Here is a 19,988-nt window from a genome sequence, read left to right on the forward strand (position 1 = left end):
ATGGACATCAACATTGGAATCCCCCCGAGGTCGGGGGGTTCTTGCCAGAGACCGATCAATCGGTCCATATCCTGATGATAGCGGGGTGAAAATCATGAAGATTTCGTTGTTTGTTACTTGCCTCAGTGATGCCTTGTTCCCGCGGGTGGCTGAATCCATGGCAAGGCTGCTGGCCAGGTACGGTGTTCATTTGGAATTCCCGGAAATTCAGACCTGCTGCGGTCAGCCGGCCTATAACAGCGGTTACTGGGAGGATGCACGAATAAGCGCGAGGACGATTCTCGACGCTTTCGAAGATAGTGACTTCGTTGTTTCCCCTTCCGGTTCCTGCACCTATATGATTCATCATTATCCGGATCTGTTCAAGGACGATCCCCTCTACCTGAAAAAAGCGAAAGCGCTTCAATTCAAATCCTATGAGTTTACCCAGTTCCTTGTCGATGTGCTCGGTGTGACTGATGTGGGAGCCGTTTATCCGCAAAAGGTAACCTACCATCCCTCCTGTCACGGCAGCCGTCTGCTGGGCGTTAAGGATGAACCGATGAAGCTGTTGAATCAGGTGAAGGGGCTGGAGCTTGTACCGCTGCCTTTTGCTGAGGATTGCTGCGGGTTCGGAGGCACGTTTGCCGTGAAGATGGCGGATATTTCGGGAGCCATGGTCACTGAGAAAAGCGATCATGTGCTGGAGACGGAAGCGACCGTGCTGGTCGGTCTTGATATGGCCTGCCTGATGAATATTGCCGGCAATTTGCGTCATCGGGGCGAGAAGGTGCAGGTCAAGCACTTGGCCGAACTTCTGTACGAGGGGGTGAGCGTGCATGAACACAGCTGAATCGAAAGCGCATTCGGTTAAGGAACGTGCAGGTTACGCTCTGAACAACGAATTTCTGCGCAATGCGGTGAAGTTTACAACAGAGCGGCTGCGGCTTGGCAAAAAGCTGGCGTCGGAGGAGCATGGTAACTGGGATGAGTGGAGGGAGCGAGGACGTCAAATCCGGCTTCATACCATCGCTCACCTGGATTACTATTTGAATGAGTTTGCTGAACAGGCCAGGGCGAACGGGGCTCATGTCCACTTTGCGGAGACGGCGGAGGAAGCGGTCGCGCTATCCCTGCAGATCGCGGAGCACAAGTCCGCCAAGTCCGTCGTAAAGTCCAAATCGATGGTGTCCGAGGAGCTGCATTTGAACAAAGCACTGGATTCCATCGGCGTGGAGGCCGTGGAAACGGACCTCGGCGAGTACATTATTCAGCTTGCGGATGAAACCCCATCCCATATCATCATCCCTGCGATCCACAAGAACCGTTATCAGATCGCAGAGCTTCTGTCTGAGGAGGCGGGCGAAACGCTGCCGCCCGACACGGCGATCATGGCAGGTTTTGTACGAATGAAGCTGCGCGAGAAGTTTCTCGAAGCGGATATTGGCATGACGGGCTGTAATTTTGCAATTGCCGAGACGGGATCGATGGTATTGTTCGAGAACGAAGGCAATGCCCGGATGGTGACCACCGTGCCCAAGACGCAAATAACGCTTATGGGAATGGAGCGGATCATCCCGTCATGGGCTGACCTGGAAGTGATGGCCACCTTGCTCCCGCGGTCAGCGACCGGCCAGAAGCTGACAGTCTATATGTCTGGAATCAGTGGTCCCAAGAGAGAGCTGGACGCCGATGGACCTGATGAAATGCATATTATCATCATCGATAATGGGCGTTCTCTCCAGCTCGGCGATCCGGAATTCCAGGAGCTGCTCAACTGCATTCGCTGCGGCGCATGCCTGAACGCCTGTCCCGTATATCGCCATATTGGCGGTCACGCATACGGAGGCACCTACAGCGGTCCGATCGGTGCCGTATTGACTCCGGCGTTAAACAAGAATGTCGCGGAATGGGATGATATCGCCAACGCATCGAGTCTGTGCGGAGCATGTTATGAGGCATGTCCTGTGAAGATTCCGCTCCACGATATGCTGGTATCCTTACGGCGAAGAAAGATTGAGGCCGGACGCGGTGACAAGTTGGAAGCCATGGGGATGAAGGGCTTCTCCGCGATAATGGGTAATGCCAAACGTTATCGCAGCGTGGTATCCCTGGGGAAATGGGGGCAGAAGTTTGTCGTTCGAAACGGGGAGATTCGGACACGGATCGGCCCGTTGAAAGGATGGAACTCGTACCGAGTGACCCCGAGTCTGCCTAAGCAGTCCTTCCGGGATCGGTGGCCGGAGATGGAGCGGGATATCCGCCGAACCTCCGGGCAGATGGAGCCTGAAATCGCAAACCGATTGAAGGAACGGCTTCAGCAGCAGAAGTCGCGAAAGGGGGAGGACTCCCATGGGTAACCATGCAGACGGCGGGTGGTTAAGCCAACTGGAAGAACGCTCGCGCAAGAAACAGGAGTTGTTCATGGATGGGATTGCCGCGAAGCTGGGAAGAGACCGCGTTCGGTCAGCTCCGGAGCATCCTTTTCGCGGTGCGCCTGATTTCTGGCATGAATTCCAGTGGCCGCTGGAAGAGAAGATTACGCAATTTACCGCGAACTTTGAAGCGGCCGGAGGCCATGCGGTCAGGGTAAGCAATCGTGAAGAGGTAAGCCGGTTTATTCGAGATAAGGCACTGGAGATGAGTGCGGCCACGATTCTTCGTCAACGGGAAGAGGCTCTGGACCTTTTAGAACTTGAAGAGAGTTTGCCGGAGGCCATGATTCTCTCCTGGAACGAAGCTGCCGACACGGACTGGAGAGCTGTCGCCGCGAAGGCCGATTTTGGCGTGGTGATGGCTGATTATGCAGCGGCCTACACGGGTTCGATTACGGTGAAATCTGCCCCGCATAAAGGAAGGTCGGTCAGCCTGCTGCCCACGGTACTGATTGCCGTCATTCCTGTCGATCGGATGTATACCCGTTTAGGCGAGATTCTGGTTCAGTTTGATCAAGGCGGACGTGAGCAGCTTCCTGCCGGCATCCATTTCATCTCGGGTCCCAGCCGTTCTGCCGATATCGAGAATGATCTGACGATCGGCGTTCACGGACCCGGCATCGTCTATGCCGTACTAGTAGATTCTTATGAGTAATCATTAGATAAACAATAAGCCCCTTGCCTGGAATAGGAATGTTTATACTCCAGGCAAGGGGCTGTTTAGCATGTCGGAATTCTATCATTTTCAGGCGAAGGTAAAAATCTCGGTAGTTGCAAGAAGAACATCCCCCCAAGCGGGTTCTGTTTTTCTGCAAGCACGTCGATGGTAGTTTACTCGGTCGCTCGTTGTTTTTTTGTGTGAGATTATTTTCCTTTTCGCGTCAGCTCGGCCAGTCGATCCCACTGCTCATGGGTTACTTCTGACAGGTCATTGAACTGGCCTGCACCCCTCAGCCATTCGCCGCCATCAATGGTGATGACGTCCCCATTAATATAGCCGGCATAATCCGAGATGAGAAAGGCGGCCAGGTTGGCCAATTCCTCCGCGTCGCCAACGCGTCGCAGGGGGATACGGTCGATCATTTTCTGCTCAAGCTCCGGCGTCGGCGATAATCTTGACCATGCGCCTTCAGTTGGGAACGGTCCGGGCGCAATGGCTACTTGACGAATACCGTATGAGGCCCATTCCACAGCTAAGGATCGGGTAAGTGCGAGCACTCCCGCTTTCGCAGCTGCAGAAGGGACCACGTACCCTGAGCCTGTTGAAGCGTAGGTAGTGACAATGTTGAGCATCGTTCCGTTTTTCCCCTGCTCGATCCAGCGCTTGCCAACCTCAAGGGTCGTGTAGAAAGTTCCATGCAGCACAATATTTAACACAGCATCCACCGCTCGTGGCGAAAGACGTTCAGTCGGGCTGATAAAATTGCCAGCCGCATTGTTCACAAGCACATCAATGCCTCCATAATGCAATTCTGCTGCATCGACTAGTGCTGTGATCTGCGCAGGATCCCGTACATCACAGGTCTGATGCCATACCTCGCATCCCAATTGCCTTAGCTCATCAGCCGTCTGCTGCAGAACCTCCTCCCGGCGTCCGCATATGGCCAGCTTGGCGCCAAGCTGTGCGAACTTCTCGCCCATGGCACGTCCCAGTCCGGTTGCGCCTCCTGTGATCAATACGACTTTGTTTTGAAGTAAATCGTCGGTGAATGGTCCCATCGATTATTCTCCTTTCAAGCAGTGATGAAAATAGCAGAACGAATAAGTGAATCTGATGTTCATATGAGCGGCTGGTATCGATATTCGATATTGGAATTGCAATCGCTTACTTCCAGCGTAACATGGTTATCTCTTCCAGTCATCATATTCTTGTTTCATAACGGGCTGGCTTGGTTAGGTTAATAAGAAACGCTGGTTTAAAACGATACATCGTCGTGAATTCTACGCCTTAATATCACAACGGACCTTGAATGGATTACATCACGAGATGAGGTACCCTACATGAACCTGAAATCACTGACGGAGCGGCTGATTCTTAAGACAATTACAGGCAGCACTGCTGTGGAAATCACGAATCTCGATACGGATTCAAGAGCCATCAGACCTGGCGGATTGTTTGTCTGCGTTCCGGGATTTAATGTAGACGGCCATGATTATATCGAGCATGCGATACAGAACGGTGCTGTTGCCATTATGGCTGAGAAGGAGCTTCCGGAGCTTCCCGGGAACATTACGCGGATTACTGTGCCGGATACAAGAAGGGTGCTTCCCATTTTAGCCAACTCCTTTTTCGGTAATCCTACCGAGCAGCTGAAATTGATCGGGATTACGGGGACGAACGGCAAAACAACAACAACACATATGGTTGATAAGGTGCTGAATGATTCCAACCGCAAAACGGGAATTATTGGTACTCTCTATATGAAAATCGGAGATCATGTAGAGAAAACGTTGAATACCACGCCGGATACGATCCAGCTACAGCGATATTTTCATACGATGGTTGCCCATGGCGGCACGTATGGCGTGTTGGAAGTGTCCTCGCATGGACTGGATATGGGAAGAGTGCGGGGGTGTGATTTTCAGACCGTTGTTTTTACAAACCTGTCCCATGATCATCTCGATTTCCATCAGAACATGGAGAGTTATCGCAATACGAAGGAACTGCTATTCACCCAACTAGGCAACAGTGATCGTGACATGCAGAAAAAAGTGGTGCTGAATGCTGATGATGCGGCCTCATCCTATTACGGGAAGCGTACATCCGCACAGATTGTGACATACGGTATTCATAACCCGGCGGATGTTCGTGCTCTGCATATTCAAAATACCGGGGACGGCTGCAACTTTATCGTAGAGACGCCATGGGGAAGTAGCGACTTCAGTATGAAGATTCATGGCATACACAACGTGTACAATGCGCTGGCGGCCATTACTACTTGTCTGCTCGAAGGGATTCCGATCCAAGAAATCAGGAACAGTCTTCAGGATTTTGCAGGTGTTCATGGACGTTTTCAAGAAATAAAGACAGACAGGAGTTTTCGCGTAGTTGTAGATTATGCCCATAATCCGGATGGGCTCAAGGCAACCTTGCTGTCCGCTAAAGAAATTACCTCGGGCAAAATGATATGCGTGATGGGCTGTCGGGGCGAACGGGATCGGCTCAAGCGGCCGATCATGGCGGATATTGCAGCATCCTATTCGGATTATGTGTTGTTCACAACGGACAATCCGTTCTCCGAGGACCCGGAGCAGATCATAGCTGAGATGCTCGGAGGTTTGAGCTCTCATCATGCCGTCAACTGGGAGGTAGTGCCGAACCGCAAAGAGGCGATTCAACGTGCGGTCGAGATGGCCGGGGACCAGGACAGGATTATCATTACCGGGCGGGGTCATGAGACCCGTTACGTAGCGGGGAGTCAGGTTGATTCTTTCAGCGATGAGGAGGTTGTGCTGAGTTCCCTTCAGGTCATGGAGCACGGCATCCAGATGATGTCACCCGAACAATAAGCTTAAGCGATCTTGGGAGGTGTAATCTTGAAACGAACAACGATTGGCATCATGTTGGCAGCGATTTTGTTGACTGTGACAGCTTGTACCAGCCCTTCATCCCCGTCAACGGAGGGAGAGCGGCAGGAACAGGAGCAGGAGCAGGAGGTCAGCCGGGAGGAAAAGTCCCCCGATACTCCATACCAAATGCTTGCTGAACAATTGAAGACACCCTGGGCGATTGATTTTGACGGAGAAACGATTTATATCAGCGAACGGGGAGGGAATATCGTTCAGATCCAGGACGGCGCATTCAACAGACAGTCTGTACATACAGAGAAGCCGGTTGCCCAGATAGGAGAAGGCGGGTTCTTGGGCTTTGTATTAGCCCCTGATTTCAAGGAATCCAGAAGAGCCTTCGCCTATCACAGCTATGATCAGGACGGATCGGTTATGAACCGGCTGGTTCTATTGGAGCAGAAGGGGAATGAATGGACAGAAGCGGAATCGTTCATTGAGAAAATCCCGGGCTCCAATGTGCATAATGGCGGAAGAATAGCGATTGGACCCGACAATCATCTCTATGTGACTACCGGTGATTCAGGAGAGGGCGAGCTTGCGCAGAACCAGGAGAATCTTGCGGGGAAAATATTGCGGCTGACGCTGGATGGAAAAATTCCCGAGGATAACCCCACAGCAGGCTCCTATGTGTTTACGTTAGGTCACCGAAATTCGCAAGGCTTGGCTTGGAATTCCGAAGGAGAATTCTACAGCTCAGAACACGGACCATCCGGTACGCCTGGTGGACACGATGAGATTAATGAGATCACCGCAGGCAGCAATTATGGCTGGCCCGAGATTCTTGGGGATGAGCAGCAAGAGGGCATGAAGACCCCGGTGTACCATAGCGGCGATACGGCCATTGCTCCTTCGGGCATCGCTTTTGATGAAGAGGATCAGATGTATGTTGCTACCCTGCGCGGTCAGAAGCTGTACCGGTTCCAGCCGGAGAGTACCTCACTCGATGTTGTGTTGGAGGATGAAGGCAGATTAAGAGACGTGAAAGTATATAACGGCAAAATTTATGTCATTACCAACAACACCGATGGGCGGGGTGTGCCCTCCGATAACGATGACCGGCTGCTTGTACTGGAATAATTCAGAGAATTGTACATGTCTTGTCGTTTGAGAGAATAGGATAGAAGAAGCGTACCGTACCGTTCTAAAAAAGCCCCTCCCTGTATGGAAGAGGCCTTAAGTGGCAATAACAGATATTATGTTTGTCCGCTTTCGACCTGCTTTCGGATACGGTAGACGCATTTCTTGTCGCCCTTGGCGAGGCATTCGGTACGTTCCACATCGGCCTCCAGCAGCGATTGAAACAGGTCAAGCTCACAGCGGCAGGCATGCTGGAACCGGTTGGCTACCTGGGATATCGGGCAGTTCAATTCTTCGAATATATATTCATCTTCCGTTACCTTTTTGTAATCGACCATATATCCGTTGTCATTCTGAATTTGGGCAAGCGCTGCAACACGCTCTTCCAGGGCATCCGCTTTAACAGCAGGCGTATACTTGTTCAACAGTGTACCTTTTCGTTTATCAAACAGCAGCGAAATCATCTCATCACCAGCTTCGTCCTGCAGCTCGCTGAGCAGGTCAAGAGCAAGAGCGTGATAGTTCTTAGGGAAAAAATCCTCCGCAGAATCGGTAAGACTGTATAAGGAAACGGGTCTTCCCATCGGTTGCTTCACGGTTCTGTATGTGATGTAGCCCTCATTTTTCAAGCTTTCCAGATGACGCCTGACGGCCATGCCGGTAATGCCTAATGTCTCGGTTATGGATTTTGTGCTCAGTTCACCATTTATTTTTAACATTTGCATGATATACTCGCGAGTGCTGTATGCGACTTCCTGATCCACTAAAATCACCGCCTTGTTTCTCGATGAATTACTTCTATTACAACTAAAAATCGTTAAAAAGCAATATGTCTCATCTTATGACTTTACCTTCTATAAGTCAACCGGAATAGCAGTTTTATAAGCTTGATGTGACGCCGTTTATTGACAATCCACATGATTGACCACATAATTATGATATATTTTAGTATAAAAAGTATAAAAAAACAAAGTGTCTCAAGGTCACGAAACTTTATTTGGAAATGATAGGCAATGAAAAATTATAACATGGGAAGGTGGAATCACGAATGTATGTTATTGGTTCGGCTTGTATCGAAGAGAAAGCGGGAGAATGCGTAGACGTTTGCCCTGTGGATTGTATAGAAGAAGGAGATGACCAGTTCTACATAGACACGGATATCTGTATTTCATGCGGTGCTTGCGAGGCAGCATGCCCGGTGGCCGCTATTTTCTATTTCGAGGACCTGCCGGAAGAAGAGAAGCATTACTTCGATAAAGCGGTTGAATATTATAAAAACAAGTAGGGCGCTCGGGCGCTCCGGTTTGAGGCTAGCAAGCGCTCCGGTTTGAGGCTATCCGCTCTGTTGTCCGTCCGTTTCTTTTATTGGAATAGGCAGGGGTGAAACGGACTCCCAAAGGATCGGCTATCCTCAAACCTCCGCTGTGGGGGAAGATCTACAGATCAAAAGATTAAGGGATCAAGGGATTGAAAGATCGAATGCGAGAATAGCGTGACCAATCAATGATGTGTGCGAGGCATCACCCTAACGGACCTAGCAGGCGTTATTCTAGCGAAATCGAGCGATTGCAGGGATTAACGGACACCGTAGCTCTTATTCGTCACTGAAAAGCACCTTTGGGGGTGTTTTCGAGTAAATAAGAGCTCTCCAGTCCGTTAGAAAATCAAAAGCTGGTTTTTTAGGCAGATAAGAGCGTTCCAGTCCGTTAGTGTCCTCAGTTATCCAACCACCCAGGAACCACCCATTCAACCACGCTGCAGCTATCGATCCACGTGGACAGCCATCGACGTAAGGGGGTAGCCAGCAAACTCCTCGGGCAGCATCCAAACCGCATGTACAGCCCTCGACGGACATCTATCCAACCACACAGCATCCATCAAATCACGCAAAAGTCATCGTACCGCACGGCGCCACCAACCCTCACGGGCAGCCACCGAGCCGTATAGCCATCTACCGAACCCCATGGCCAGCCACCAACCCTCGCGCACAGCCACCGAGCTGTATAGCCATCTACCAAACCGCACGCACAGCCATCGAACGACCCGGGCAGCCATTCGCTCCCGCGCCGATCACGCGCTGCGGGGCGATGGTCAACTCGCTCCATGGGGACCGAGCTGATTTCTAGCGAGCGGGAACAAAAATCAAAGAATCAATGACAATCACAAATCATCAATTTTAAAGCCATTCGGGAAATAAAATGTACCCCATAAGACAGACACTTTAAAAAAGGTCATCTTATAGGGTGCATTTTAAAATTAGAGAAACCTCTCTAATTTATTTCTCGGGTGGTTTATTTCGCTTGGATGAAGTGTTCGACGTAGGCATGCCTCGAATCAACATCGTTATTACTTTAAACCCCTGTAAAACCACCTATTGAGGCGCTTAGAATGGGAAAATTTCCTGATGCGAGGTTCGGGGCATGCTTGGATGGATGTCGACCAAACAAGGCTGGCAAACATACAATAATTCGTTTCGCGGTTGGCTTTATTATGGAAGTCAAACCGCGGTGTTATCTACATTTCAGGAGATTTCGTGTCATATTAATGTCATGTTGTGCGCGTGAGAGGGGCAACTGTGTCTATGCAAGGGATTGTATCACTTTCGCAAAAAATTGAAATGCTTACATTTCCAAAATAAAAAAATAATAATTTAAATGTGTCATATATATTGACACTTTTACAAAAGACGTTTTATTATTAATATCACTGGAGAATAAAAATAATAAAATTGATAAAAATCACTGTTTTTTGATGATAACAGGTCGTTTTAAATGGAAAAATGATCTAATTAATCTACTGGTGAAATTAAATAGGGGATGTCTTCATGAAAAAGCATGATCAAGACTTTATGAAGCGGCAGAACAGACTCACGGTATTCCAAATCATCAAGAATGAACAGCCGATTTCAAGAGCAGCTATTGCCAAACAAACCGGAATGAGCCCGACAACCGTCAGCCGCATAGTGTCAGAGCTGACAGAAGAGGGATACGTTCATGAGACGGAAGAACAAGCTTCGGCCGGACGAGGAAGAAAGTCTTCCTTAATAAGGCTGCTGGATACTGCCGTGATCTCGATCGGCGTCGAGCTGGATCGTCACCAGGCCAACATCGGATTCATCGATGTACAGGGGAATGTGCTGTGTAGCGGCAATTTTCCCAGATCTTCGGGCGATACGCCAGAAGCAACGGTGGCTCGGATCGCAGACATTATTGAAGAGCTGATTCTTGAATGCGATATCGATCGCAGACGGATTGTGGGAATCGGCGTTGGGCTGCCAGGCATCATCGATGTTGAAGCAGGCATTGTCAATTTTTCCGTTCAGCTGGGTTGGAAGAATGTGCAGCTTGCTGAGAGACTGAAGGAATTAACGGGGCTTCAAGCTGTCGTAGATAATGAGCTGAAAGTGAAAGCATTGGCGGAACAATTAAAAGGCTCCGCGTATGGCTCCAACCGTACGGTGCTGCTGGGATTCGGTAATGGTGTAGGCTCGGCACTGATCCTGGAAGGGGAAATTTACCGGGGGGTGACCAACAGTGCGGGGGAAATCGGACATACCACGGTGGACCCTGAAGGCATGATGTGTGACTGCGGCAAGGCCGGCTGTCTTCAAACCTATATCAACATACCGTCCTTGCTATCAGAAGCCAGCAAAATAAAACCGGTTCGTACTATAGAAGAGTTATTCGCGGAGAGACGTGCAGGAACAAGGTGGGCGTGTTACTTAATCGATCGAGCCCTTGCTTATATGGCCATTACAATCAACAACGTGGTTAGCATGTACAACCCTGACAGCGTCATCTTGAGCGGTGAAATTCTGGACAAGTTTCCCGAAGTGTATGAGGAGATTACCAATCTCTGTTATACGCAGTATATCTGGGAACCGCTTCAGGATTCCTTCACCATCGTCCGCTCCAAGCTGCATGAGCATGGCGTCATCATTGGCTCGGGACTTGTGGCACAGGATCGTTATTTTCAATTGAATTAATTCATCTAAAGATCGGGGGAGCATGATTATGGGTTTTGTGCCATTGGTAGAGGAATATCGCGGAAATGTACTGGAGAATGTCCATTACGGAGCGATCAGCGTTGTAGACGAGAACGGAGGGGTCATTTATGCAGCAGGTGATCCGCATCACATGACATTCCTGAGGTCGGCGGCTAAACCATTTCAGGCGATACCGGTTATGAAGCGCCGAATTGCCGAAGTCTACGGACTTACGGGGGAAGAGACGGCACTGTTTGCCGCTTCCCACCGGGGCGAACGCTTTCATATCGATGCCCTGGAATCCATTCTTAAAAAAACAGGGATTCAGGAGGAGGCCCTCCACTGCTGTGCAACCTATCCATTGAATGAGGATGCAAAGGCAGAGAGGCACCACAACCATGAGGAGAAGCGCCGGATATTCCATAACTGCTCAGGCAAGCACAGCGGTTTGATTGCCCTGAGCAAGCATATGGGCTGGGACGAGAGCACGTATTACAAGCCGGAGCATCCGGTTCAGCAGGAAATCCTTGAAACCCTGGCTTACTTTGCTGAAGTTCCGGTTTCCTCGATTCCGCAAGGCATCGACGGCTGTGGGCTTCCCATCTTCGCACTTCCTCTGGATCGCATCGGGTACTCGTTCCTTAAGCTGGCTTGTCCGGATTTGATCCACGATGCGGAGACAGCGGATGCAGCTGCAAGAATGGCACAGCTGATGAACGAGTATCCGGATGTCATCGCAGATACGAGATTTGTGTGCTCGGCTCTGCTCCGGGATCCCAATCTGGCTGCCAAGGGCGGCGCCAAAGGCGTATACGGCATCGGACTTCGGGAGGAGCGCTTGGCCATCTCGCTTAAAGTATCCGATGGCTCCGAACAAGTATGGCCTTGTATCATTGCCTCCATCCTGGAGCGTCTTGGTTATGACAATCAAGCTACGATTAATCGATTGTATGATCTTGTGCCGAATGCGATCTTTAACGATGGCGGTACGCTTGTTGGCGAGCGGCGGGCCGTGTATGACTGGAATGATTAAGCTGTGAGGAACTCAAGGCTTAAGGAAGAGATGTTATTTTCTTAAGCGGCGAGTGAATCTATAGATATTATTACATCAAAGGGGGAGTAAACAATGAGATTCAAAGGTAGAACATGGTCACTGCTTATGCTGCTGCTCGCATTCACGATTGTTGCGGCAGGCTGCGGCGGAAATAGCGGAGGCGGTGAAGGTGCAAGTGAAGGCGGCGGCGAAACCAAGCCGGTGACAAAAGATAATAAAGACGTGGTCATTGCCATCAACGCCAACTTCATCACGCTTGACCCGCACAATGCTGGAGACACGCACTCGATTTCCGGTGCACGCACGATGTATGAAGGCCTGATGGGTTTCAATGAGAAAATGGAACTCGTGCCTATGCTGGCTGAAGACCACACAGTCAGTGAAGATGGTTTGACGTATACGTTCAACCTGCGTAAGAACGTGAAGTTTCATGATGGAACAGATTTCAATGCTGAAGCGGTAAAAGTCAATCTGGAGCGCATTATGAATGAAGAGAACAACCTTCGTATGCGTAAAAGCTTCTCGAAAGTGGCAGATGTTCAAACACCGGACGAACATACCGTTGTTATTACTCTCAGCGAGCCCTACAACGCGTTCTTGAACAAGACGGCCATGGCGCTGATCATCAGTCCGAAAGCGCTTGAAGACGGTATTGATATCACGAAGAACCCCGTGGGTACCGGAGCATACAAATTCAAAGAATGGGTCCAAGGTGATCGTCTCGTTGTGCTGAAGAACGAAGACTACTGGCAGGAGGGTCTGCCCAAAGTCGACAGTATCACGTTCAAGCCTGTACCTGAGAATGGTTCCCGTATTGCCATGCTGAAGACCGGAGAAGCGGACTTCATCTACCCGATGCCGACAGAGCAGGTATCTGAGGTCGAAGGCGATCAGAACATCGTTGTTGACAAGATCGATTCCACCATCGTGCGTTACATCACACTGAACACGATGAAGAAACCTTACGACGATCTGAAAGTCCGTCAAGCGATCAACTATGCAATCGATAAAGAAGCATACATTAAGGTTGTCAAATCCGGTCTTGGCTCCAAGCTGACTTCCTCCATGTCCTCAATGACACAGTATTATTCAGAGCAATCCGGTTATGACTACGATCCGGAGAAAGCCAAAGCACTCCTTGCGGAAGCTGGCTATCCGGAAGGATTCGAAGCAGAAATCTGGGGAGAGAACGACTCCGAAACGATGAAGGGTATGCAGTTCATTCAACAGCAGCTTGCTCTAGTCGGAATCAAAGTCGAAGTGAAATCGATGGAGGGTGCTACGCTGTCCGATCAAATCAATTCGGCAACGCCGGAAGATGCGAAGATTCAAATGTGGTATGTAAGCTGGTCACCATCTTCAGGCGATGCGGATGGAGCCACTAAAGGTCTGTTCAGCAGTGAATTCTTCCCGCCAGCTGGCTCTAATACAGCATATTACAAGAATGATAACGTAGATAAGTGGATCATGGATGCCAATAAGTCTGTAGATCCAGAGGCTGCAAAAAGCATTTATGCCGACATCCAGAAGCAAATCTGGGAAGATGCGCCATGGGCGTTCCTCGGTGTAGATCAGGTCATTACGGGTAAAAGAGCTTATCTTGAAGGCGTGAAGGCATTCCCTGATGGTTCCATCAATGTGCTGAATGCCGAAATAAAGTAATCAGACAGCGAAGAGCTTACTGAACGTATACCTTGTGGTGGGCCGCTTCTTAAGATTATTAAGGATGCGGCCCATCTTATTTTAAAAAGAGCTCAAATGTTGCGGAAGGAGGCTCATCCCTTGGGAAGATATGCAATTCAGAGGCTGCTGGGGGTTATCCCGCTGCTGTTCATTGTATCGATACTCGTATTTATGTTCATTCATCTTATTCCTGGAGATCCGGCGAGACTTGTTGCGGGTAAGGATGCCACCCTTGAGGAGATCAACGGTATTCGTGAGCAGCTGGGATTGAATTTGCCGTTATGGCAGCAATATGTTAATTACATGGGTGATCTGTTGAAGGGTGACTTGGGTGAATCCGTACGTTCCGGAATACCGGTTATGGAGATGCTGGAAAGCCGTTTTCTCCCAACCATTATCCTGACTTTTACCAGTCTTGGCTGGGCACTTATTATTGGACTGCTTATCGGGATTGTAACCGCTGTTAATCGAGGCAAATGGCCGGATTATATCGGTATGCTGGCCGCGATATCCGGTATTTCGCTGCCTGGATTCTGGCTTGGGCTTGTCCTTATACAAGTTTTCTCCGTTCAGTTGGGATGGTTCCCGACAGGGGGCATTGATACATGGCAATCTTATATTCTGCCTTCCTTCACGCTTGGAGCCGGCATTATGTCCATGCTGGCGAGATACTCCCGCTCCTCCATGCTGGAGACGATGCGTGAGGATTATGTCCGAACCGGACGCGCCAAAGGCTTGCGCGAGTTTACCGTTGTCGGAAGACATGCGCTGCGAAATTCCCTGATTCAAGTAGTGACCGTTGCCGGACTGCAGTTCGGGTTCCTGCTTGGCGGCTCGGTTATGGTTGAGACGGTATTCAGCATACCGGGCATGGGTCGTTTGTTGGTAGATTCCATCGCATTTCGTGATTATACCGTGATCCAGGCCTTGCTGTTAATGTTTGCAGCTGAATTTATTTTAATCAACCTGATCGTCGATCTGCTTTATGGCGTACTGAATCCGAAAATCCGGTATGCATCGAAATAGGAGGGGGAACCAATGAGCGACAACTCGACAGCGACTGTCATTTCTGTACCAGAGGAGACGTTTGTGAACAGGCCGGCAACAGGCAAATTCAAAGCGTTTATGTCTAAGTTTATGAAGCAAAAGCTTGCCGTTATATCCAGTGCGTTTATCCTGCTGTTATTCATAGTAGCAATAATCGGTCCGCATATTGTACCTTATCCTCCAAATGAACCGAATTACGACGCCCTGATGGAAGGACCATCGGCAGCGCATTGGGCAGGTACCGACGAGTATGGCCGGGATATTCTCAGCCGCTTGATCGATGGAACAATGCTCACGATGGCTGTCAGCTTAAGCGCGGTATTCATTTCCGCAATAGCGGGTACCATTCTCGGACTAATCAGCGGTTATTATGGCGGCTGGATCGATCGTCTGATCATGCGGGGCAGCGATGTTATGTTCTCCTTCCCCGATCTGCTGCTTGCCATCGGTATCGTGGCGATTTTGGGGCCGGGCTTATCCAACGTGGTTATAGCAGTAGCCGTATTCGGGACGCCGTCGTTCGCAAGGATCATCCGAAGCGTAACCTTGTCTGCCAAAGAATCGCTGTATGTCGAAGCAGCCCAATCGATGGGCGCCAAGAATAATCGGATTATCTGGAAGCACATTTTTCCTGAAACCGTACCAAGCATCATTGTTAACGTCTCGATGAAAATCGGTGGCGCCATTCTGGCAGCGGCATCCTTGAGCTTTCTTGGACTTGGGGCGAAGCCGACTGAACCGGATTGGGGTGCCATGCTAAGCATGGGGCGTGATTACCTCAGCATTGCTCCGCATATCGTGTATTTTCCAGGTTTCGTCATCTTTTTGACGGTGCTTGCTTTTAACCTGATTGGGGATGGCCTCAATGACGCGCTGGATCCGAAGACAAAAAATTAAAAGGGGGGATAAATCGTGGCGCAAACATTGCTTGAAGTGAAAGGTCTCAAAACCGAGTTCAAACGCGAGGGCTCATCGGTGCTCGCTGTGGCGGGAGTGGATTTTCATATTAATAAAGGCGAAGTGCTCGGGCTCGTAGGTGAATCCGGTTGCGGTAAAAGCGTGACCTCCCTGTCCATCATGAGACTTCTTAAAGATACACCCGGCAGAATCTCCGGGGGCTCCGTGAGCTTTGAAGGCAAGGATCTGGTGCAGCTGTCGGAAAAAGAAATGCGTCGTTACCGCGGTAACGAGCTGGCAATGATCTTCCAGGAGCCGATGACCTCACTCAATCCCGTGCTGCGCATCGGCAAGCAGCTGGAAGAGTCGATTATGCTTCATCTGGGCTACGGCCGTAAGAAGGCGCGTAATCATGCGATTCAGTCTCTTAAACTGGTTGGGATTCCGAGAGCCGATGAAGTCGTGGATGACTATCCGCACCAATTGTCTGGCGGCATGCGGCAGCGCGTCATGATTGCAATGGCCATGTCCTGTAATCCGAAGCTGCTCATAGCTGACGAACCAACGACAGCGCTCGATGTAACGATTCAGGCTCAAATCCTGGATCTGATGAACCGGCTGAAGAGAGAGCAAGAAATGGGAATGCTGCTCATCACACATGACCTTGGCGTCGTCGCGGAAATGTGCGATCGTGTGGTTGTCATGTATGCCGGCCGGGTGGTGGAAGAAGCAACAGTGGAGGAGCTGTTTGAGAATCCGCAGCATCCATATACCAAAGGGCTCATTCATTCCGTGCCGAAGCTGAGACAGAAGGTTCGCCGCTTGGAATCGATACCCGGGAACGTACCGGATTTGATGAATATGCCTCAAGGCTGCAAGTTTGCACCGCGCTGCCCATTCGTGATGGAGCGTTGTTTGTCACAGGAGCCTGAGCTGCTGCCCGTTGCCAATGAATCGCATCGTCAAAGTCGCTGCTGGCTGACGCAGGAAGGGCATCCGGAAGGAGGGGAAACCGCATGAAAGAAACACCTTTGTTAGAAGTCAGGAACCTGCAGAAATCATTCACCGTGAAAAAAGGATTCTTCGGTAACGCCAAGCAGCTGCGCGCCGTGGACGGAATATCCTTCGCCATTCAGAAGGGCGAAACCTTCAGTCTTGTTGGGGAGAGCGGATGCGGCAAGTCAACGACAGGCCGGCTGGTCACACGGTTGCTGACACCAAACGCAGGCGAAGTGATTTTTAACGGACAAGACATCAGCGGTTATAACGATAATCAGATGCGTCCGCTTCGTAAAGATATGCAGATGGTCTTCCAGGATCCTTACGCTTCCCTCAATCCCCGGATGAAGGTGAAAGAGCTGGTGGCAGAGCCGTTGCTGATCCATACCAAGATGAGCACGAAAGAGCGGGATAAATTGGCTTGCGAGCTGCTGGAAACGGTGGGTTTGAACAGCTTCCATGCCGAACGCTTTGCCCATGAGTTCAGCGGGGGCCAGCGTCAGCGGATTGGCATTGCCAGAGCACTGTCCGTTCGTCCGAATCTGATCGTAGCAGATGAGCCTGTTTCGGCACTGGATGTATCCATCCAGTCGCAGGTGCTGAACCTGCTGCAGGATCTTCAAGAGGAGTATGGGCTAACTTACCTGTTCATCTCGCATGATCTGAGTGTTGTCGAGCATATCAGCGACCGGATCGGTGTGATGTATTTAGGGACTTTGGTGGAAACGGCGGATAAAGATACGCTGTACGATCGTCCGCTGCATCCGTATACCCAGGCGCTGTTGTCCTCGGTTCCGGTTCCGGATCCGAAACAGAAGAAGGAACGGATTATTCTGAAAGGCGATTTGCCAAGTCCCGTGAATCCGCCAACAGGCTGCCGATTCCACACGCGCTGCCCTTCCTGCATGGAAGTGTGCAAGCAGGTAACGCCCGTATACCGTGAGGTTGAACCAGGGCATCAGGTGGCTTGTCATTTATATGATGAAGAGATCATGAAGCATGTGTAAGCAGCTTTGATATGGATGTTCGGTTGAGGAGGAGGACTCAGATGCAAATCACAATAGACGATATGCAATCGGTAGATACTTCGATTTATGCGGTTTATGAAGGGGAGGGGCCCCCTTTCCGGGTAACGGAATCCCAGAAGCAAAAATATACACTGACCTGGTTCTATGGCCGTTCTCATCATGAGACAGACGATCTCGTAGCCGGAATGGGTCCGCGCTCTGGCCTGACATTGGAGCAAGTGCGCAGAACGGGAGCATCCGCAGCGAGAGCACTGCTTAAGGAGAAAAAAGCAAGTGCGGTGCTGGTGCGCGCCTCATTCCGCGAGGGAGGGGCTTCTGCAGCAATATCGGTGAAGGAGGAGCTTCAAGCATGGATGGAAGGCTGGATGTACGGATTATATCAATTCAATAAACATCGAGGCGTTACAGCCAATCATCAAGACCTCTCCTTGAATCTCCGAGTGAAAGATTGGCAGGGGCTCACCCGTGAAGATATGGAATCCATCCTGAGGGAGGCTTCCATCCGCATAAACGGAACCCGGCTCACGCGAGATTTGGTTAACGAATCACCGGAAACGTTAAATCCGGAAGCGTTCGTTGCGGTCGTGGAGGAACGCTTCAAGAAGGCACCGGTTCAGCTTCACGTGTATCGCGGACAAGAGCTTCATGATCGGCAGATGAACGGGCTTATTGCCGTAGGCGCTGGCAGCCAATACGCCCCTGCCATGATTGAATTATCCTACAACGGAGCTTCTTCATCGGAGAAGAGTCCTCATATCGTGCTCATCGGCAAAGGCGTAACCTTTGATATGGGCGGTATGAACGTCAAGATTGGCCGAGATATCAGCGATGCCCGCATGGACATGGGCGGTGCTGCTGCCGTCGTTGGTGCAATGGATATTCTGGTATCTCGCCAAGCACCGGTGCGAGTCACGGCACTGATCGCCGTGGCTGATAATTTAGCTGGACCGAATGCCATGCTTCCTTCTTCCGTTATCCATTATCCGAACGGGCTGAGTGTTCAGGTAGCCAATACGGATGGGGAAGGGAGATTGATTATTGCGGATGCTCTGCTGCATGCAGCGAATCTCGGTGCCGATAAGGTCATTGATATCGCTACCCTCACAGGCAATGTCGGCGCAGCGCTCGGCCTGGAGATTGCTGGAATCTGGGGAGACCGGGAGATTACAGCTGATTTGGTTGATATCGGGGAACGCAACGGGGAGCGTTTGTGGCCCATGCCGCTGATGAATGAGTATGCCTCGGAGCTGAGAAGCGATTATGCGGATTTAAAAAATGTCGGTACGTCTACGCTGGCTGGAGCCATAACGGCTGCGCTGTTCATCCGCCATTTTGTAGCCGAGTCCATGAAATGGGTGCACATCGATATGGCAGGCACCGTCCAGTATAAACGGGAGTTTCCCTATTCCGCTGCGGGAGCCACTGGCTATGGCGCCAGATTGTTGGCAGATTATGTGGAGAAGCAGTTTCTCAAGACATAGAGAACAGAACTTCAGATGAGGAGTGACGATGATGCTTCTAGAAATTATCGCAACTTGCGTGGATGATGCCATCACCGCAGAGCAGAATGGTGCGGACCGTCTGGAATTAATTACGGCCATAACCGAGGGCGGACTTACGCCTGGAATCGGTCTCGTTGAAGAGGTTGTGAAGGCTGTTCAAATTCCTGTCCATGTGATGGTAAGACCACACAGTCGGTCCTTTGTGTACAGCACACACGATATAGCAACCATGACGGCGGAGGTCAAGGCGATCCGCAAGGCCGGGGCAGCCGGCGTAGTGCTGGGCATGTTGACCCCGGATGGGAAGATTGACGAGGTTTCCTTGGCCAACATGCTGGAATGGACGGGCAGCATGCAGGTCACCTTCCACCGTGCTTTTGATGAGCTGGAGGATCAGTTCGAAGGTCTGCGTACGCTGCTGAAATACCCATCCGTTACCCGTGTACTGACATCGGGAGGGCCCCAGCCAGCGCCACAAGCAATTCCGAGAATTCGGGAGCTTGTGGAACAAACCAAAGGCAGCGAGCTTAAGATATTGGCCGGCAATGGCCTGAAATGGGAAATTATTCGTGAATTTATCGATCAGACCGGTGTGAGCGAGGTGCATTTCGGCTCGGCGGTTCGATATGGTCGGTCAGGGCTGAAGCCCATTGATCCGATTGAATTGAGATCGCTGGCAGACAGCATACATCAATAGAAGTAGTAGCAAACCTATCGGAAACAGGTGAACAA

At 50.5% G+C, this 19,988-nt stretch carries 17 protein-coding genes; 15 read left to right on the plus strand and 2 right to left on the minus strand.

The genetic code is table 11. The annotated features are described in order from the left end of the window. Positions 1 to 94 precede the first annotated feature (94 nt). The 3 genes from B9D94_RS11145 to B9D94_RS11155 are packed head-to-tail and all read left to right on the plus strand — an operon-like array spanning position 95 to position 3,069. Positions 95 to 832 carry a (Fe-S)-binding protein gene (locus B9D94_RS11145; protein WP_006211050.1) on the plus strand — a complete coding sequence of 246 codons (738 nt, stop codon included), beginning with the start codon at positions 95 to 97 and terminating at the stop codon, positions 830 to 832. Then, positions 819 to 2,339: a LutB/LldF family L-lactate oxidation iron-sulfur protein gene (locus tag B9D94_RS11150; RefSeq protein ID WP_006211049.1), complete on the plus strand. Its 1,521-nt coding sequence runs from the start codon at positions 819 to 821 to the stop codon at positions 2,337 to 2,339. The genes B9D94_RS11145 and B9D94_RS11150 overlap by 14 nt, the downstream gene beginning before the upstream one ends. Further along, positions 2,332 to 3,069, plus strand: a complete 738-nt coding sequence (locus tag B9D94_RS11155; RefSeq protein WP_148247018.1) for a LutC/YkgG family protein — start codon at positions 2,332 to 2,334, stop codon at positions 3,067 to 3,069. The genes B9D94_RS11150 and B9D94_RS11155 overlap by 8 nt, the downstream gene beginning before the upstream one ends. Positions 3,070 to 3,278: 209 nt before the next feature. On the opposite strand, the gene B9D94_RS11160 is transcribed toward B9D94_RS11155, so the two are convergent. After that, positions 3,279 to 4,133 carry an SDR family oxidoreductase gene (locus tag B9D94_RS11160; protein WP_063479928.1) on the minus strand — a complete coding sequence of 285 codons (855 nt, stop codon included), beginning with the start codon at positions 4,131 to 4,133 and terminating at the stop codon, positions 3,279 to 3,281. Positions 4,134 to 4,415: 282 nt separating this feature from the next. Between B9D94_RS11160 and B9D94_RS11165 the strand changes: the two genes are divergently transcribed. Beyond that, the gene (locus B9D94_RS11165; RefSeq protein WP_148247019.1) at positions 4,416 to 5,924 is read left to right on the plus strand and encodes a UDP-N-acetylmuramoyl-L-alanyl-D-glutamate--2,6-diaminopimelate ligase; all 1,509 of its coding nucleotides are present in this window, start codon (positions 4,416 to 4,418) and stop codon (positions 5,922 to 5,924) included. A 27-nt stretch (positions 5,925 to 5,951) separates the two neighbouring features. After that, positions 5,952 to 7,061 (plus strand): PQQ-dependent sugar dehydrogenase, encoded by a 1,110-nt coding sequence (locus tag B9D94_RS11170; RefSeq protein WP_036642385.1) that lies wholly within the window; start codon positions 5,952 to 5,954, stop codon positions 7,059 to 7,061. Between the two features lie 116 nt (positions 7,062 to 7,177). Here the strand turns inward: B9D94_RS11170 and B9D94_RS11175 are convergent, their stop codons facing one another. Next, positions 7,178 to 7,825: a helix-turn-helix transcriptional regulator gene (locus tag B9D94_RS11175; protein WP_076150534.1), complete on the minus strand. Its 648-nt coding sequence runs from the start codon at positions 7,823 to 7,825 to the stop codon at positions 7,178 to 7,180. Between the two features lie 284 nt (positions 7,826 to 8,109). On the opposite strand from B9D94_RS11175, the gene B9D94_RS11180 reads away from it, so the two are divergent. The 10 genes from B9D94_RS11180 to B9D94_RS11225 all read left to right on the plus strand — a co-directional run bounded on the left by B9D94_RS11180 (position 8,110) and on the right by B9D94_RS11225 (position 19,953). Then, a complete protein-coding gene (locus B9D94_RS11180) occupies positions 8,110 to 8,346 on the plus strand; it encodes a ferredoxin family protein (RefSeq protein WP_006211042.1) in 237 nt (78 codons plus the stop codon). A 1,539-nt stretch (positions 8,347 to 9,885) separates the two neighbouring features. Then, positions 9,886 to 11,046, plus strand: a complete 1,161-nt coding sequence (locus tag B9D94_RS11185) for an ROK family transcriptional regulator (RefSeq protein WP_006211040.1) — start codon at positions 9,886 to 9,888, stop codon at positions 11,044 to 11,046. A 28-nt stretch (positions 11,047 to 11,074) separates the two neighbouring features. After that, entirely contained in the window at positions 11,075 to 12,079 is a 1,005-nt protein-coding gene (locus B9D94_RS11190) for an asparaginase (RefSeq protein WP_148247020.1), read from the plus strand. Positions 12,080 to 12,172: 93 nt separating this feature from the next. Beyond that, positions 12,173 to 13,762 (plus strand): glutathione ABC transporter substrate-binding protein, encoded by a 1,590-nt coding sequence (locus B9D94_RS11195; RefSeq protein WP_036642390.1) that lies wholly within the window; start codon positions 12,173 to 12,175, stop codon positions 13,760 to 13,762. A gap of 120 nt (positions 13,763 to 13,882) precedes the next feature. Beyond that, complete coding sequence (locus tag B9D94_RS11200; RefSeq protein WP_006211036.1) at positions 13,883 to 14,809, plus strand: ABC transporter permease subunit; 927 nt, start codon at positions 13,883 to 13,885, stop codon at positions 14,807 to 14,809. Positions 14,810 to 14,821: 12 nt separating this feature from the next. After that, complete coding sequence (locus B9D94_RS11205) at positions 14,822 to 15,727, plus strand: ABC transporter permease (RefSeq protein WP_148247021.1); 906 nt, start codon at positions 14,822 to 14,824, stop codon at positions 15,725 to 15,727. A 15-nt stretch (positions 15,728 to 15,742) separates the two neighbouring features. Next, positions 15,743 to 16,747, plus strand: coding sequence for an ABC transporter ATP-binding protein (locus tag B9D94_RS11210; RefSeq protein ID WP_148247022.1), 1,005 nt, complete (start codon positions 15,743 to 15,745; stop codon positions 16,745 to 16,747). Continuing rightward, positions 16,744 to 17,733 carry an ABC transporter ATP-binding protein gene (locus B9D94_RS11215; protein WP_006211033.1) on the plus strand — a complete coding sequence of 330 codons (990 nt, stop codon included), beginning with the start codon at positions 16,744 to 16,746 and terminating at the stop codon, positions 17,731 to 17,733. Before B9D94_RS11210 ends, B9D94_RS11215 begins: the two co-directional genes overlap by 4 nt. A 41-nt stretch (positions 17,734 to 17,774) precedes the next feature. Further along, positions 17,775 to 19,235, plus strand: a complete 1,461-nt coding sequence (locus B9D94_RS11220) for a leucyl aminopeptidase family protein (RefSeq protein ID WP_148247023.1) — start codon at positions 17,775 to 17,777, stop codon at positions 19,233 to 19,235. Between the two features lie 31 nt (positions 19,236 to 19,266). Continuing rightward, positions 19,267 to 19,953 carry a copper homeostasis protein CutC gene (locus tag B9D94_RS11225; RefSeq protein ID WP_036642394.1) on the plus strand — a complete coding sequence of 229 codons (687 nt, stop codon included), beginning with the start codon at positions 19,267 to 19,269 and terminating at the stop codon, positions 19,951 to 19,953. Positions 19,954 to 19,988: the final 35 nt, after the last annotated feature.

Source organism: Paenibacillus sp. Cedars, from assembly GCF_003184205.1.
GTDB lineage: Bacteria > Bacillota > Bacilli > Paenibacillales > Paenibacillaceae > Paenibacillus_AQ > Paenibacillus_AQ glucanolyticus.